The organism is Pseudomonas sp. PA15(2017) (assembly GCF_001945395.1).
Taxonomy (GTDB): Bacteria; Pseudomonadota; Gammaproteobacteria; order Pseudomonadales; family Pseudomonadaceae; genus Aquipseudomonas.
Window position 1 is genome coordinate 1 of the sequence record NZ_MSXV01000047.1, and the last position, 15136, is coordinate 15136.

A 15136-nucleotide genomic window follows, 5' to 3' on the forward strand; every position below is an offset into this window, starting at 1 on the left:
CTCGCCCCTGAACGACGAACCAACTCGATGGCTTCCCGCTTGAATTCAGGACTGTATTTCTTGCGCTTCATGAACACTCCTTCAGCTCGGTGTGAGCTTACTTGAAAGTGTCCGTGCTAACGGGGTAGAACCCAACTCAGCGGTGCCACCTCGCCACGGCACAAATCCGCGGTACGCACCAGGCTCGGTCTCCAGCCGTCTGGTTCAAGCCAGCGCGGCCATCTTGCAGGCGAAGGTCTGGCTCTCCGTGTAGACTTGCGCCCCATTCTTTTTTGATTCGTATCTGAGCGGTGTAACTCAGCGTGCCTGCGCCCTCTGATCGTTGCCAAGGTGGTACATCCTTTCAGCGGTGGTACAAACAGGCTCTCAAGTGGTACGCCGTACCGCCACAGCTTGGAAATACCCGTAAACCCGCAGAAATACGTTGGCAAAATGCACCTCCGGAGACCGCATGATAGAGCCATCCAAGCCAACAACCACGCGGCCTGAGCCCTCTCGACGCTTCTCGGTAGCGCCGATGATGGATTGGACCGATCACCATTGCCGCTACTTTCTGCGCCAGCTGTCGCAGCACGCGCTGCTGTATACGGAGATGGTCACTACCGGGGCGCTGCTGCATGGCGATACCACGCGCTTTCTGCACTACGACCAGAGCGAGCACCCCGTGGCGCTGCAGCTGGGCGGCAGCAACCCGGCCGATCTGGCAGCCTGCGCACGCCTTGCCGAGCAGGCGGGTTACGACGAGGTGAACCTCAATGTCGGCTGCCCCAGCGATCGGGTGCAGAACAACATGATCGGTGCCTGCCTGATGGGTCATCCATCGCTGGTGGCCGATTGCGTGAAGGCCATGCGTGATGCGGTGAGCATTCCCGTGACCGTCAAGCACCGCATCGGCATCGATGGGCGCGACAGCTACGAGCAGCTCTGCGACTTCGTCAGCCAGGTTCGCGATGCCGGCTGTCGCAGCTTCACCGTGCATGCGCGCATCGCTATCCTCTCGGGCCTGTCGCCCAAGGAGAACCGCGAGATTCCACCGCTGCGCTACGACATCGCCGCCAAGCTCAAGGAGGACTTTCCGGACCTTGAGCTGGTGCTCAACGGCGGCATCAAGACCCTGGAAGCCTGCCAACAACACCTGCAGACCTTCGACGGCGTGATGCTGGGCCGCGAGGCCTACCACAACCCGTATCTGCTGGCGGAAGTGGACAGCCAACTGTTCGGCAGCGAGCGTCCCCCGGTCACCCGTCATGACGCGATGCTCGCCATGCGCCCTTACATCGAACGGCACATGGCAAGTGGCGGCCTGATGCACCACGTTACGCGGCACATGCTCGGCCTGGCCCAGGGCTTTGCAGGGGCGCGTCGCTTCCGCCAGTTGCTTTCGGCGGACATCCACAAGAGCGATCAGCCGCTGGCCATTTTTGACCAGGCAGCGCAGATCCTGCAGGGCCGCTGAGCGAGCACGGCAGATCAGCAGCCGTGCCACCAGTTGAGCGCCAACTGAGGCTCAGGTAAGGTCGTGGCACCCGAATCGACAAGGCCGTGCCATGACCTCCAAGCTGGATCAACTCAAGCAGTTCACCACCGTGGTTGCCGACACCGGTGACATCGACGCCATTGCCCGACTCAAGCCGGTGGATGCCACCACCAACCCATCGCTGCTGCTCAAGGCCGCTGCGCTGCCCCGCTATGCCGAGCTGTTCAAGCAGGCAGTCGCTGCCAGCAAGGGCGATATCGACCTGGCCAGTGACCGTTTCGGCGTGACCGTGGGACGGGAGATCCTGCAGGTGATCCCCGGGCGCATCTCCACCGAAGTGGATGCGCGACTGTCCTTCGACACCCAGACGACCCTGAGCCGTGCCAAGCGTCTGGTCGAACTGTATGAAGAGGCTGGCGTCAGCCGCGAGCGTATCCTGATCAAGATCGCCTCGACCTGGGAAGGCATTCGCGCCGCCGAGCAGCTGGAGAAGTCCGGCGTGCAGACCAACCTCACCCTGCTCTTCTCCTTCGCCCAAGCGCGCGCCTGCGCCGACGCCGGCGCGTTCCTGATCTCGCCATTCGTGGGCCGCATCTACGACTGGTACAAGAAGGCCGAAGGCCGTGACTACGTAGGCAGCGAAGACCCTGGCGTGCAGTCCGTGACGCGCATTTACGACTACTTCAAGGCCCGCGGCCACAAGACCGTGGTGATGGGCGCGAGCTTCCGCAATGTCGGGCAGATCGAGCAACTGGCTGGCTGCGATCGCCTGACCATCAGCCCCGAGCTGCTGCAGCAGCTGTCCGACGACAATGGCCCGCTGCAGCGCAAGCTCGATACCGAAGTATCGGGACAGAGCGAAGCACGGATCAGCGAGAGCCAGTTCCGCTGGGACATGAACGAAGACGCCATGGCCACCGAAAAGCTCGCCGAAGGCATCCGCGGGTTCGCTCGCGACCAGGAAAAACTGGAAAAGCTGCTCGCTGCCAACCGCTAATCCTGAAAACGAAAACGGGGCGTCGACTGTGTCGGCGCCCCGTTTTTCATGGCCGGGATTCAGGGATGCTGTTCGAGCGCACTCACCAGATCATGGAAGGCCGCGCGGTTAGACTCGTTCAGGCCCATCAGGATACGGTGCGCCTCAAGCACATGGGCGCGCACAACGTCTTCGGACTGATCCTGCGACGGCAGGTCGGCCAGGCAGTTTGGGCACTCGTAGGGCTGGTCGATGATGTTGAACACCTGATCGAAGCCCATCGATTGCAACAGCCGGGTGATGTCGGCATGGGTGGTCACCACGGTTGGTAGCAGGCCGACCTTCTGCCGCGACAGAATCGACAGCTTGGCCAGCAGCCCGAGCGTGGTGCTGTCGATGCTGCGCGTCTCCGTCAGGTCGATGACGATGGCGGAAAAATTCAGCGCCGTGAAAATCTTTTCGATCGTGGAGTCCAACGCCGAACAAAGGGTCAGGCGCACTTCGCCGATGAACTTCAGGACGAAGGTGCCATCCTGCTCGGCAAACTGGATTCTACCGGGGCTTATCCCAGGATTCATGCAAGGTTCCTGCTTAACACCAGCAAGGCGATATCATCCGGCATCTCCGCCAGATTGGCCAGTCCAAACACGCTACGCAACCCGTCCAGGGTTCCACCTGCCTCGCTGACCAGTTTGGGCAGCAAGGCTTCTTTTTCCTGCAGGCTGTCGCCGTCGAGCAAGTCGAGGATGCCGTCGGACAACAGCGTCAGGCTGAATGATTCGGGAAGGTCGATTTCCAGGTTGTGGTAATCGGCCTCCTTGAACAGGCCGACCGGCAGGCCTCGGCCTTGCAGATAATACGCTTGGCCAGCGGCGTACATCACTGGCAGAGGCAAGTGGCCGCCGATGCTGTAAGTCAGCCGATTGGATTCTTCATCGATCACTCCACCGAGCATGGTCACGTGTTTGCCCAGCTTGCAGTTGATCAGGCCGCGGTTGATGTGGCTGAGCACATCCGACGGTTTGAATTCGGGCAGCATGCCGTTGCGCCGCGACTCGTAGAGCAGGCGCGTGGTCATGAACTTGAGCAGCACGGTGACGAAGGCCGACGAGGCGCCATGGCCGGAAACGTCCGCCAGATAGAACGCCACACGGCGCTCGTCGACCCGGAAGTAATCGACGAAGTCACCGGACAGGTACAACGACGGGATGATCTGGTGAGCGAACGACAGCCCTTCGTCTTCCCACGGCGTGACCGGCAGCATATTCATCTGCACCTGGCGGCCGGCGTTCTGGTCCTCCTGCAGCAGATGCAGGCTGGCCTGCAGCTCGCGGTTGGCGGTTTCCAGCTTTTCGCGGTAGCGCTCGTTCTCCTGGCGCAGGTGCACGCGATCCAGCGCGCGACGCACCGAGTGCTCGAGCACGGCGAGGTCTTCCAAGGGTTTGATCAGGTAATCGGCAGCGCCGAGGCGCAGCGCCTCGACCACATCGGTCATCACGCCGGCGCCGGAAACCACGATGATCGGCGCGGAGACTTCCAGCGCATTGATACGACGGATCAGTTCGAGACCATCGACCTGTGGCATGCGCAGGTCGCAAATGACCAGGTCAGGCCGTTCGCGCTCGAACACTTCGAGTCCTTGCAGGCCGTTGCTGGCCAGCAGGATGTTGAAGCCGCTGTCTTCCAAGTAGGCTGCAATGCTGGCGCGGACGACTTCGTCGTCATCGATCAGCAGCAACGTGGCACTGGTTTTGTGCATGGGGTGTCCAGGCAAACTGCGCCGGGGATGGTTAGCGTAAAACGCAGCCAACGACCTGCGCGGGTACACGGTTCGCGTCAAGGCGCAGACGGTACTCCCATCCTCAGCGCGATTCAACAGGCGCCGTTGGCCGCTGAGCGGCTTTACACCTCAAATGGGCCAGGGTTATAAGAATCGCAGCACAGCCCCGACCTTCAATGAGGATAGCCCGATGAGCCAGAATGATCGTGATTACTCGGAAAAGCGCGATTACATTCGCATGCGCCTGGAGACCCAGGTAACGCTGACTCATGAAGGCCAGACGGTTCCTGCGCTGTGCCGGGATCTTTCGAGCACCGGCATGCAGCTCGAAGCGCAGTGCCAGGCGAAGGTGGGCGACAAGGTGAGCGTGCTGATCCCGTCCACCCATGATTCGCTCAAGGGGCTGGAAACCGACGCTGAAGTGGTACGCGTGACGGACATCGGCGATGGCCGGCAAATTCTCGGCGTTGCCGTGACGTCGATGAACTGAAATACGCTGTAACGTGATGGAGCCGGCCTCCATCACGCCTGCCTCCGGCCTTCAGGCCAGCTGCCTTAAGGCAGCCGCTCCTGCCGATTTCTAGAAATCGTCTTCCACATCACCATCGCGCACGCGGAACTCGCGGCTCTGCAGATAGGCATTGCGGATGAAGATGTACTTGTCGCCACTGATCATACGCTCGGCGTCCAGCAGGCTGGCGCGGGTGTCGACTACATTGACGCCACGCAGCACGTTGCGCGTCGGCACATGATCGATATGCGGATATGGGGTCAGGAAGCGATCAGGAATCCTGGCCGGCGCATCGCGCAGCGAGCTGGGGCCCAGCAGCGGCAGCACCAGGTACGGGCCGCTCCCCACGCCCCAGACGCCGAGGGTCTGGCCAAAGTCTTCGTCACTGCGCTGCAGCCCCATGCGGGTGGCCACGTCGAAGAAACCCAATACACCGATGGTGCTGTTGAGCAACAGGCGGCTGGTATCCACGCCAGCGTCATGGGCCTTGCCCTGCAACAGGTTGTTGGTCAGGTTGCCGACCTCCCACAGGTTGCGAAACACGTTGTGCACGCCGGTTTCTAAAAACTGCGGTGTCACGGCCCGGTAGCCCTGGGCCAGTGGTTTGAGGGCATAGGTGTCGACGGTATCGTTGAAGCGAAAGATGGGACGGTTGAACGATTCCCAAGGGTCTTCCGTTGCCGCCTGGCTTGCCAGTGGCAGTCCTATCAGGCCGGCACAGGCCAGCATCCGGCCGAGGCTCGCGATCCAATCGGGTCCAATCAAGCGCATTGCTGTTCTCCTAGACTAATGAGCGCGGCTTCTCCGGCAGCGGCGACGTAGTATAAAGCCGTCTGCCGCCAATAGGCAGCGCACCGTGACATCCGGTTGCAGGATCTCATGGCCGCATTTTTAAAAATCCTACGATGTCACACCATCGTCACATTGGCTTGGCAAGGTCGACGCGATAATTGCCAGGGAACGACATCCCATGTCCCAGCCAGCGTTTTGCGCCGCCTCCTCCTTCACGGCTATCCTCTTCGGCCTATCCGGCTGCTTGGTGGATTATGGCGCACGAAGTGCATCCCTGAGCGGCCAGCGGCACCTGGCGCTGGTGCGCGAGGGCGGTGGCCTGGCCCGCCAGCCTGCAAGCAACCTGGAACTGGACGGTTGCGCCGAACCGACTCCCGGAGCACTGAGCACCCTGCGCAGCCTGCATGAGCAGAACGTGCCCTGTGCCTGGCTGGACGAACTACCGGAGGCGCTGACCGAAAAATTGGCCAGTCGCCTGCCCGACTGGCTGGCGGCCTCCCCGGCCTGCACCCAGCGCACCTGGCCCGCACCGGATGCTTGCTGGCAAGCCCTGGCGGCCTTGCAGATCGAGCGCCTGGAAGGCTGCGTATTGGTCAGCGGTGAGCCGCGCCTCTTGCAAGCTGGCTTGAATGCCGGATTGTGGACGGTGGGCCTGGCCGCCTGCGGCTCACTAGCAGGCCACGCGCTGGCCGATTGGCAGCTACTCGACGGCCCGCAACGTGAACGCCTGCGCGCCGAAGCGACGCTTTCACTCTATCGGCTCGGCGCTCACTCGGTTATCGACCAGCTTACCGACCTGCCCGCCTGCCTCGACCACCTGCAGATTCGGCGTGGCAAGGGCGAGAAACCCTGAAGCCAGCCCGTCCCGACCGGGCAAGCCTGGTCTAGGGTCTGTTCCCGTTTCAACGCGAGCCGTGTTGCCGCGTGAAATGGCCTCCGGTTAGGCGCAGGACGCAGGGAATGGACTAGCCGTCCGCGTCTTCCCTTGCCAAGTCCTGCAACGACAGCGGAGGTCATTTCCCGCGCAACCCTGTGGGCCGTGCGTGAAACGGGAACAGACCCTGGGCTGAACGAGAAGTACTGACCTTTCGTCGCGTCGTACGGTCAATTGTCTTGCCTATCAAGAAAGGGAGAGCCCCATGCCTGCGAACCATCTGCAGCAGCAACTGGAAGAGCTGCGCAAGCAACTGGTCGAACATCCGCCGGAAAACGAAGAAGATCGTGAATCGCTCGAGCTGATCGCCCGCGACATCGAGCTGCAGCTGGCGGCGCAGCCGGTGACCACGCCCGATGCTTCGCTGGTCGACGGCGTCAACCTGGCGGTCGAGCGCTTCGAGGTGAGCCATCCGACGCTTGCCGGCAGCCTGCGCAACATCATGCAGACCTTGGCCAACATGGGGATCTGACCCCAGGCGCGGCAAATCAAGAACCAGCCATGAGGCTGGTTTTTTTATGCCCGCCCGTTTGACTGGGCAGGCGCGCGCGAGGCGGATGGACGCTTACTGACGGACCAGGCGCCGGTTCGCCGGTACCTCATCGAGCGTGGTGCGGTATGGGTTGATATCCAGGCCGCCGCGGCGCACATAGCGCGCGTAGACCGTCAGGTACTCCGGCTGCAGGCGCTTTTGCAGATCCAGAAAGATGCGCTCCACGCATTGCTCGTGGAAGTCCGCGTGCTGGCGGAAGCTCACCAGATAGGCCAGCAGACTTGCCGGCTCCAGGGCCGCCCCGCGGTACTCGACCACCACGCTGCCCCAGTCCGGCTGGCCGGTAACCGGGCAGTTGGATTTGAGCAGATGGCTATGCAGGCTCTGTTCAACGATACGGGCCGGGTCGCACGCGAGCAGCTCCGGTTGGGGGGCGGCGTAATTACTGATGCTGACGTCCAGGTCATCGATGCAGGTGCCCGGCAACGCGATCAGGCCTTCTCGGGCGGCTTCGTCGAGGCTGCGGATCTGCACGGCCACCGGCTTGCCGGCCGTGGCAGACAAATCCTTCTCCAATACGCGGGCCAATTCTGCCGAGTTGGCGAACACCGACTGGTTGAGCGAATTGAGGTACAGCTTGAAGGACTTCGATTCGATGATATTCGGCGAATCGGCAGGAATCGAGAATTCACCGATGGCCACCACCGGCTTGCCGGAAGGCAGCAACCAGGACAGCTCGAAGCAGTTCCAGTAGTCCACGCCGCGATATGGCAGCGTATCGGCGCTCAAGCCTAGCTCGGCCCACTTGGTGGCGCGGGGAATAGGAAACAGCAATTCGGGCGAGTAAGTGGCGATGTACTCGCTGCTCTTGCCCAGCGGCGAATGTTCCACGGAGTTCATGAGACGTTACCTGCAATGCAACGGGTGCGGCAGCGAGCGCCGCACGAAAATGAAGGGCTGATCAACCCAGCTCGGCGACCAGCTTGGCCAGGGCGGCGGCCGGATCCGTGGCCTGGCTGATCGGACGGCCGATCACCAGGTAGTCGGAGCCGGCGTCCAGGGCCTGGCGCGGGGTGAGAATACGGCGCTGATCGTCCTGGGCACTGCCGGCTGGGCGAATGCCTGGCGTCACCAGTTGCAACGCGGGCTGCGCCGCCTTGAGCGCAGGCGCTTCGAGCGCCGAGCAGACCAGACCGTCCATGCCGGCTTTCTGAGCCAGCGCCGCGAGGCGCAGCACCTGCTCCTGGGGCTCGATGTCCAGGCCGATGCCGGCCAGGTCCTCGCGCTCCATGCTGGTCAGCACAGTCACGCCGATCAACAGCGGCACCGGGCCGTTGAAGGCGTCCAGCACCTCGCGACAGGCGCTCATCATGCGCAAGCCACCGGAGCAATGCACGTTGACCATCCACACGCCCATTTCCGCAGCGGCCTTGACGGCCATGGCGGTGGTATTGGGGATGTCGTGGAATTTGAGGTCGAGAAACACCTCGAAGCCGCGCTCGCGCAAGGTGGCGACGATATCCGACGCACAGCTGGTGAACAGCTCCTTGCCCACCTTCACCCGGCACAATTTCGGATCGAGCTGATCGGCCAGAGCAAGTGCCGCCTCACGGGTCGGGAAATCCAGGGCGACGATGATGGGTGTCTGACAAACGGACATGGGGGACAACTCTCGAGCGGGCCAAATTCGGCGCGCATTGTAGCGCAATGCCACGGCGATTGGCGGTAGGCAAGCCAGCGTGGCGTGCAGGCCCGTCGGAATGCGCGCGACGCATCAGAACCTGTTCGCGATCTTTATCTGCTTGAAACGGCAACTACAAGGCCGTTCACCGATCTACCGTGGGAGCGCGCCATGCGCGCGAAAAATCGCGGGCATGGACTGGGCTCCTCGCCCGCTCCCACAGGCATTGCACCAATTCGCGCTCTTGCCACTTATCGGCCAAAATCGGCGAGCCTGGGCCTAGAGATTATGAACAGCTCTCAGACCTTCAGCCCTAGCATCAGCGCGCAGATCAGCAGGAAGGCCGTGAACAGCACGCGCAGGATGCGCTCGGGCAAGGCGTGAGCCAAGCGCACACCCCAGCTGATGCTGAGCAGCCCGCCGAGCGCCAGCGGAATGGCCAGGGCCCATTGCACATGGTCATGCAGGGCATAGGTAGCCAGCGTTACCCCGGTGCTGGGCGCCGCCAGCGCCAGCGACAGGCCTTGGGCCACTACCTGAGAAGTACCGAACACGCTGGTCAGAATCGGCGTGGCGATCACCGCGCCACCGACACCGAAAAGCCCGCCCAGCAGGCCTGATCCGCTTCCCAGTACGGTCAACCAGGGCCATGGGCGGCGCAACTGGCCCGACGCCGCAGGCGGGCGCATGAACATGCGTAGCAGGTTGTAGAACGCCAGTGCGACAAGAAAACCGACGAACGCCAGGCGCATCGACTCGGGATCGAGATTGACCGCCCAACTCGCCCCGAACAGCGCAAACCCGAAACTGCTCAATGCCAGGGCCAGAGCATGGCGCAGGTCGATGCGATTACGCTGGTGATAGCGCCATAGCGCCAGCAGCACGTTGGGCACCACCATGACCAGCGCGGTGCCCTGGGCAAGCTGCTGATCCAAACCGAACAACACGCCCAGTGCCGGAATCGCGATCAGGCCGCCGCCAATCCCGAACAGCCCGCCAAGGGTACCGAGAGCCAAGCCGAGCAGGATATTCAGGGCGAATGCGAGCAGATCCATGATTCATCTCGTTCAAACAGGTAAGCGCATGCTACCCATCGGCGGCTGGATGGGTAACGCATAGCCCGGCATAATGGCTGTGCGAAATACGCACAAGGAGACCCGCGTGAATCCTGATGTCTTGACTGACCAGCTCAGCCTGTTTCTCGATGTCCTCGAAAGCGGCAGCTTTTCCGCTGCGGCCCGCCTGCATCCGCTGACGCCGTCGGCAGTGTCAAGACGCATCGACGCGCTGGAACGCTCCCTCGATTGCAGCCTGTTCAGCCGTAGCACCCATGCGGTGCGGGCAACGCCAGCCGGCTTGGCATTCGCCGAACGCGCCCGGCGGATTCTCGCCGAACTGCACCTGGCGCGTGCCGAGGCCGTATCGCTGAGCAGCGCGCCGGAGGGGCTGATTCGCATCGACTCCCCAGCGCCGTTTGGCCGTCGACACCTGGCGCCGGCAATTGCCGACTTTCTCACCGCCTACCCTGGTCTGGACGTGCAACTGCGGCTGATCGACAGCTTCATCGACCTGCATGGCGCGCACCTGGGAGAGGTGGATCTGGTGCTGCGCATCGGCCCCCTGGCCGATACCCGTCTGGTGGCAACGCCACTCTCGTCGATGGTGCGCGTGGTATGCGCCAGCCCGGCGTACCTGGAGCGCCGGGGTGTGCCACGCACGCCCGCAGAGCTGCTGGATCACGATGGCTTGGACTGGGATGGCCTGGCACCTGCTTATGCCTGGCGTTTCGAGAACGGCGGCAAATTGGCCATGTACCGCCCTCGCCGCCTGCGCATGACGGCCAACAATGCCGAGACACTGGTCTTCAGCGTGCTCGCTGGCCTGGGCGTGGCGCATCTGCCGACCTGGCTGGTCAGCGAGTACCTGGTGCGCGGCGAGCTGGTGGCACTGTTCTGCGACAACGGCCTACCGGCGCCTGAGCCCAGTGGCATTTATGCGTTGCGCTTGCAGCGCGATACCGACTCACGCAGCCGGCTGCTGCTGGAGTTCCTGAAAAACCGCTTTGGCCCGACCCCGCCCTGGGACCTGCCGCTGCAAAGCGCCTTGCAACGCGGCGCCGGTAACTAAAAGAAACGCGGCCGAGGCCGCGTTTTTCGTAACGCCTGAACGCTTTAGAAAAAGCCCAGCGGATTGATGTCGTAGCTGATCAGCAGGTTCTTGGTCTGCTGATAGTGGTCGAGCATCATCCTGTGGGTTTCGCGCCCGACCCCGGACTTTTTGTAGCCGCCAAAGGCCGCGTGCGCCGGGTACAGGTGGTAGCAGTTGGTCCACACGCGGCCGGCCTTGATGCCGCGGCCCATGCGGTAGGCGCGGTTGATGTCGCGCGTCCACACGCCGGCGCCCAGGCCGAACTCGGTGTCATTGGCGATGGCCAGGGCTTCGGCTTCGTCCTTGAAGGTGGTCACGCCCACCACCGGGCCGAAGATTTCTTCCTGGAACACGCGCATCTTGTTGGTGCCCTTGAGCAGCGTCGGCTGGATGTAATAACCGCCCGCCAGGTCACCCTCCAACTGCTCGGTCGCGCCGCCGGTGAGCAGCTCGGCGCCTTCCTGCTGGGCGATTTCCAGGTAGGAGAGGATCTTGTCGTACTGCTGCTGCGAGGCCTGGGCGCCGACCATGGTGTCGGTGTCCAGCGGGTTGCCGCGCTTGATCGACTTGATCTTCTTCATCACCTCGTTCATGAACGGCTCGAAGATCGACTCCTGCACCAGCGCCCGCGACGGGCAGGTGCACACTTCGCCCTGGTTGAAGAATGCCAGCACCAGGCCCTCGGCCGCCTTCTCGATGAACGCCGGCTCGGCCTGCATGATGTCCTCGAAGAATACGTTCGGGCTCTTGCCGCCCAGCTCCACGGTGCTGGGAATGATGTTGGCGGCGGCGCATTTCATGATGTGCGAGCCCACCGGGGTGGAGCCGGTAAAGGCGATCTTGGCGATGCGCGTACTGGTGGCCAGGGCTTCGCCGGCTTCACGGCCAAAGCCCTGGACGATATTGAGCACGCCCGCCGGCAGCAGGTCACCGATGATCTCGGCGAGCAGGGTGATCGACAGCGGCGTCTGCTCGGCGGGTTTCAATACCACGCAGTTACCCGCCGCCAGGGCCGGCGCCAGCTTCCAGGCGGCCATCAGCAGCGGGAAGTTCCAGGGGATGATCTGCCCGACCACGCCCAGCGGCTCATGGAAGTGGTAGGAAGCGGTGTGCTCGTTGATCTCCGCCGAGGTGCCTTCCTGGGCACGGATGCAGCCGGCGAAGTAGCGGAAGTGATCGGCGGCCAAGGGCACGTCGGCGTTCAGGGTTTCGCGCACGGCCTTGCCGTTGTCCCAGGTTTCGGCCACGGCCAGCAGCTCGAGGTTGGCTTCGATGCGGTCGGCGATCTTCAGCAGCACCAGCGCGCGGTCCTGCACGGAGGTCTTGCCCCAGGCATCGGCGGCAGCGTGGGCGGCGTCCAGGGCCTTGTCGATGTCCTTGGCGTCCGAGCGCGGGAATTCGCCAATGGCCGAGGCATCCACCGGGCTGGTATTGGTGAAGTACTGACCGCCCACCGGCGCGACGAACTCGCCGCCGATGTAGTTGCCGTAGCGCGGTTTGAGGGTGACGACGGCGCCTGCGGTACCAGGTTTGGCATAGATCATGTGAGCGACCTCTTTAATTGTGGGGGCCTGACTTCTGAGGCCAGAGACAGGCCGGGGTTCGATTCCGACTGCCAGCAACCTGCCGCCTGCCACCGAATCGCCGTAAACCGGCGTGGCAGAGCCTGGGGGCGCCGAGCTGCTATCAGGGTAGCCGCCTTCCCGGACTTTCGCCCCTGTCCACTTGACGCGCTGGGGGCGCTCACCACCCACCTGATTCCCTGAACATTGGCGGCGTGCGGAGAGTCACCTGATCACAGGCAATCATCAGGAGACGGACATGAACAAAATCACCGGACCGGCGCTGCTGCTCGCCGCCTTGTTCAGCGCTGGGGTACAAGCCGATGACGACGGGCTAACCTTGCAACAGCAACGCGACAGGATCGGCGACGAGATGGTTCGCGATCGTACCGGCGCGCCGCCGGCCAGCGAGAGCGACACGGGCCAGGCAACGGATTCTCAGCAGCAGCAGCCTGAGCAGCAGTCACCCCGCAGCACGCTCAACTCCCCTGCCAGGGATCAGACCGGCCAGCAGCCAGCGGGCCAGAATATGCAACGTCAACCCTCCACCACCACGCCGGGTGCCGGCGCTCAGGGCGGCGCCAACCCAGCGACAGGCTCGTCCGGCAATTCCTCTGCACCGGCTACACCTGGCAGTGGCGGCGCTGCGATAAGCAACTAAGGCGAGAATCCGCCACCCATGAGGCGTTTCGCGGCGAGTGGGCGGCGAAATTCCGCCACCTGCGTCACAAAAACGTAATGGTAGAATTGATACAGATCACTCGTTCAGTCTGATTCAGTGATGGGCGACACTCCCGGCATGGATATTGCCTTTCGGGCAGCCTGCGGCGAAAGCGCGCACTTGAAGGTAAATGCCCGGCGTTTCAAAAAATCACCGGGACTGGCCGGTTTCGCAGAACGAAACCTGATCGCATGCAACAGGCGCTGCCGCTCCACCACCCGGAGCGGCATGAACGTCGGTCTTGCGGTCATGCAATCACATCACTGGAATGGTCTGTCTAATGAAGAAACTCCTGCTGTCCCTACTGTGCTTGAGCGCGCTCGGCTGCGCCAAGCAACCCGAACCGGAAAAATCCGTGGACGTCCTGCTGATCGGCGGGGGCATCATGAGTGCGAGCCTCGGCACCTACCTCAACGAACTGGAGCCGACCTGGAAAATCGACCTGTACGAGCGTCTGCCGCAAGTCGCCAACGAGAGCTCCAACGCCTGGAACAATGCCGGCACCGGTCACTCGGCGCTCGCTGAGCTGAACTACACCCCGGAAAAGGCCGACGGCACCATCGATATCAGCAAGGCCGTGGCGATCAACGAGTCGTTCGAAATCTCCAAGCAGTTCTGGGCCTATCAGGTCGAGCAAGGCGTTCTGAAGAACCCGAAGTCCTTCATCAACGACGTTTCGCACATGAGTTTCGTATGGGGCGACAAGAACACCGAGTTCCTGAAGAAGCGCTATGACGCGCTGCAGCACAGCTCGCTGTTCCGCAACATGGAGTTCTCCGACGACCCTGCGCAGATCGAAGAGTGGATTCCCCTGGTCATGGAAGGCCGCGAGCCGGGCCAGAAGATCGCCGCAACCCGCGTACAGACAGGCACCGACGTCAACTTTGGTGAAATCACCAACCAGTTGCTGAACAACCTGTCGCAGAAGAAAGACGTGTTCAATGTTCACGTGCAGCAGGAAGTGCGCGACATCACGCGCGCCGACGACGGCACCTGGAACGTGACCATGGCCGACCTGGCCAATGGTGACAAGCTGAGCACCGTCAATGCCAAGTTCGTGTTCATCGGCGCCGGTGGTGGCGCGCTGAAGTTGCTGCAGAAATCCGGCATTCCGGAAGCGGAAGGTTACGCAGGTTTCCCGGTTGGTGGCTCGTTCCTGGTCACCCGTAACCCGGAAATCGCCGCCAGGCATCAGGCCAAGGTCTACGGTCTGGCATCGGTAGGTTCGCCGCCCATGTCGGTTCCACACCTGGACACCCGCGTTATCGATGGCGAGAAAGTTATCCTGTTCGGGCCGTTCGCCACCTTCTCCACCAAGTTCCTGAAAAACGGTTCGCTGCTGGACATGTTCGGCACCATCACCACCCACAACATTTCGCCGATGTTCAATGCGGGCGTCGACAACTTCTCCCTCAGCACCTACCTGATCGGTCAGCTGATGCTCAGCCAGGAAGACCGCATGCACTCGCTGCGCGATTATTTCCCGCAAGCGCAGGACAAGGATTGGGAACTGATCCAGGCCGGCCAGCGCGTGCAGATCATCAAGAAAGACCCGGAGAAAGGCGGCATCCTGCAGTTCGGCACCGAAGTGGTCAGCTCCGAAGACGGCTCCATCGCCGCCCTGCTGGGCGCCTCGCCTGGCGCATCCACCGCCGCGCCGATCATGCTTCACCTGATGGAGCGTACCTTCAAGGACAAGATCAAGACTCCTGAGTGGCAGGCCAAGCTGAAGGAGATCATTCCCTCCTACGGCCAGACCCTGAACAACGATCTGGATCTGACCAACAAGACCCGCGCCTGGACCAGCGAACGTCTGCAGCTGAACTTCGTGGAGATCAAGCCCGAGCAGCCGCAAGCCGAAGAAGCAGCCCAGGCCGAGGCCCCAGCCGAAGCGCTGTAAGGCTTATCCCACGCAAGGCGCCACGTTGTAACGAAAAACGGCCCGCAACAGACTGTGTGAAAACCTAGCAGTCCGAGGGTGAGTTGAAGACAATGCCTCTATCGGTTGATAGGGGCATTGTCGTTTATGGGTTATATCCAGGGCGAAGGTCGCGGGCAAAG

15 protein-coding genes are annotated in these 15136 nt (G+C 62.4%); 8 read left to right on the forward strand and 7 right to left on the reverse strand.

The annotated features are described in order from the left end of the window. The first annotated feature begins 451 nt into the window (after positions 1-451). The gene (dusA, locus tag BVH03_RS15365; RefSeq protein ID WP_075961983.1) at positions 452-1456 is read left to right on the forward strand and encodes a tRNA dihydrouridine(20/20a) synthase DusA; all 1005 of its coding nucleotides are present in this window, start codon (positions 452-454) and stop codon (positions 1454-1456) included. Between the two features lie 91 nt (positions 1457-1547). After that, positions 1548-2474 carry a transaldolase gene (tal, locus tag BVH03_RS15370; RefSeq protein ID WP_075961984.1) on the forward strand — a complete coding sequence of 309 codons (927 nt, stop codon included), beginning with the start codon at positions 1548-1550 and terminating at the stop codon, positions 2472-2474. Between the two features lie 59 nt (positions 2475-2533). Here tal and rssC read toward each other — a convergent pair whose 3' ends face one another. After that, positions 2534-3019 (reverse strand): anti-sigma factor antagonist RssC, encoded by a 486-nt coding sequence (rssC, locus tag BVH03_RS15375; RefSeq protein ID WP_074888670.1) that lies wholly within the window; start codon positions 3017-3019, stop codon positions 2534-2536. Between the two features lie 8 nt (positions 3020-3027). After that, a complete protein-coding gene (gene rssB, locus BVH03_RS15380; protein ID WP_075961985.1) occupies positions 3028-4212 on the reverse strand; it encodes a two-component system response regulator RssB in 1185 nt (394 codons plus the stop codon). 211 nt (positions 4213-4423) lie between these two features. Between rssB and BVH03_RS15385 the strand changes: the two genes are divergently transcribed. Continuing rightward, complete coding sequence (locus BVH03_RS15385; RefSeq protein WP_075961986.1) at positions 4424-4723, forward strand: PilZ domain-containing protein; 300 nt, start codon at positions 4424-4426, stop codon at positions 4721-4723. Between the two features lie 90 nt (positions 4724-4813). On the opposite strand, the gene BVH03_RS15390 is transcribed toward BVH03_RS15385, so the two are convergent. Then, positions 4814-5473 (reverse strand): VacJ family lipoprotein, encoded by a 660-nt coding sequence (locus tag BVH03_RS15390; protein ID WP_371915365.1) that lies wholly within the window; start codon positions 5471-5473, stop codon positions 4814-4816. A gap of 241 nt (positions 5474-5714) precedes the next feature. Between BVH03_RS15390 and BVH03_RS15395 the strand changes: the two genes are divergently transcribed. Together BVH03_RS15395 and BVH03_RS15400 are read left to right on the forward strand one after the other, a co-directional pair. After that, a complete protein-coding gene (locus BVH03_RS15395; protein ID WP_075961988.1) occupies positions 5715-6389 on the forward strand; it encodes a phosphatase in 675 nt (224 codons plus the stop codon). A 286-nt stretch (positions 6390-6675) separates the two neighbouring features. Continuing rightward, a complete protein-coding gene (locus tag BVH03_RS15400) occupies positions 6676-6942 on the forward strand; it encodes a DUF4404 family protein (RefSeq protein ID WP_073267804.1) in 267 nt (88 codons plus the stop codon). 93 nt (positions 6943-7035) lie between these two features. Here the strand turns inward: BVH03_RS15400 and queF are convergent, their stop codons facing one another. The 3 genes from queF to BVH03_RS15415 all read right to left on the reverse strand — a co-directional run bounded on the left by queF (position 7036) and on the right by BVH03_RS15415 (position 9699). Then, positions 7036-7863, reverse strand: coding sequence for an NADPH-dependent 7-cyano-7-deazaguanine reductase QueF (gene queF, locus BVH03_RS15405; protein WP_075961989.1), 828 nt, complete (start codon positions 7861-7863; stop codon positions 7036-7038). A 61-nt stretch (positions 7864-7924) separates the two neighbouring features. Continuing rightward, complete coding sequence (gene pyrF / locus BVH03_RS15410) at positions 7925-8623, reverse strand: orotidine-5'-phosphate decarboxylase (protein WP_075961990.1); 699 nt, start codon at positions 8621-8623, stop codon at positions 7925-7927. 320 nt (positions 8624-8943) lie between these two features. Next, the gene (locus tag BVH03_RS15415; protein WP_075961991.1) at positions 8944-9699 is read right to left on the reverse strand and encodes a sulfite exporter TauE/SafE family protein; all 756 of its coding nucleotides are present in this window, start codon (positions 9697-9699) and stop codon (positions 8944-8946) included. 106 nt (positions 9700-9805) lie between these two features. Here BVH03_RS15415 and BVH03_RS15420 point away from each other — a divergent pair, with 106 nt between their 5' ends. Then, on the forward strand, positions 9806-10771 hold the full coding sequence (locus tag BVH03_RS15420) for a LysR family transcriptional regulator (RefSeq protein WP_075961992.1): 966 nt from the start codon (positions 9806-9808) through the stop codon (positions 10769-10771). Between the two features lie 44 nt (positions 10772-10815). On the opposite strand, the gene BVH03_RS15425 is transcribed toward BVH03_RS15420, so the two are convergent. After that, positions 10816-12336: an aldehyde dehydrogenase family protein gene (locus BVH03_RS15425; protein ID WP_075961993.1), complete on the reverse strand. Its 1521-nt coding sequence runs from the start codon at positions 12334-12336 to the stop codon at positions 10816-10818. A 277-nt stretch (positions 12337-12613) separates the two neighbouring features. On the opposite strand from BVH03_RS15425, the gene BVH03_RS15430 reads away from it, so the two are divergent. Then, the gene (locus tag BVH03_RS15430; RefSeq protein WP_075961994.1) at positions 12614-13015 is read left to right on the forward strand and encodes a hypothetical protein; all 402 of its coding nucleotides are present in this window, start codon (positions 12614-12616) and stop codon (positions 13013-13015) included. Positions 13016-13355: 340 nt separating this feature from the next. Next, positions 13356-14975: a malate dehydrogenase (quinone) gene (gene mqo, locus BVH03_RS15435; RefSeq protein ID WP_075961995.1), complete on the forward strand. Its 1620-nt coding sequence runs from the start codon at positions 13356-13358 to the stop codon at positions 14973-14975. The last annotated feature ends 161 nt before the right edge of the window (positions 14976-15136 follow it).

Bases quoted from the DNA above. Each gene is read 5' to 3' on its own strand.
- dusA (WP_075961983.1), top strand. From the start codon at position 452: ATGATAGAGCCATCCAAGCCAACAACCACGCGGCCTGAGCCCTCTCGA.
- BVH03_RS15395 (WP_075961988.1), top strand. From the start codon at position 5,715: ATGTCCCAGCCAGCGTTTTGCGCCGCCTCCTCCTTCACGGCTATCCTC.
- queF (WP_075961989.1), bottom strand. From the start codon at position 7,863: ATGAACTCCGTGGAACATTCGCCGCTGGGCAAGAGCAGCGAGTACATC.
- BVH03_RS15400 (WP_073267804.1), top strand. From the start codon at position 6,676: ATGCCTGCGAACCATCTGCAGCAGCAACTGGAAGAGCTGCGCAAGCAA.
- BVH03_RS15415 (WP_075961991.1), bottom strand. From the start codon at position 9,699: ATGGATCTGCTCGCATTCGCCCTGAATATCCTGCTCGGCTTGGCTCTC.
- BVH03_RS15385 (WP_075961986.1), top strand. From the start codon at position 4,424: ATGAGCCAGAATGATCGTGATTACTCGGAAAAGCGCGATTACATTCGC.
- mqo (WP_075961995.1), top strand. From the start codon at position 13,356: ATGAAGAAACTCCTGCTGTCCCTACTGTGCTTGAGCGCGCTCGGCTGC.
- tal (WP_075961984.1), top strand. From the start codon at position 1,548: ATGACCTCCAAGCTGGATCAACTCAAGCAGTTCACCACCGTGGTTGCC.
- BVH03_RS15430 (WP_075961994.1), top strand. From the start codon at position 12,614: ATGAACAAAATCACCGGACCGGCGCTGCTGCTCGCCGCCTTGTTCAGC.
- pyrF (WP_075961990.1), bottom strand. From the start codon at position 8,623: ATGTCCGTTTGTCAGACACCCATCATCGTCGCCCTGGATTTCCCGACC.
- BVH03_RS15425 (WP_075961993.1), bottom strand. From the start codon at position 12,336: ATGATCTATGCCAAACCTGGTACCGCAGGCGCCGTCGTCACCCTCAAA.
- rssB (WP_075961985.1), bottom strand. From the start codon at position 4,212: ATGCACAAAACCAGTGCCACGTTGCTGCTGATCGATGACGACGAAGTC.
- BVH03_RS15390 (WP_371915365.1), bottom strand. From the start codon at position 5,473: ATGCTGGCCTGTGCCGGCCTGATAGGACTGCCACTGGCAAGCCAGGCG.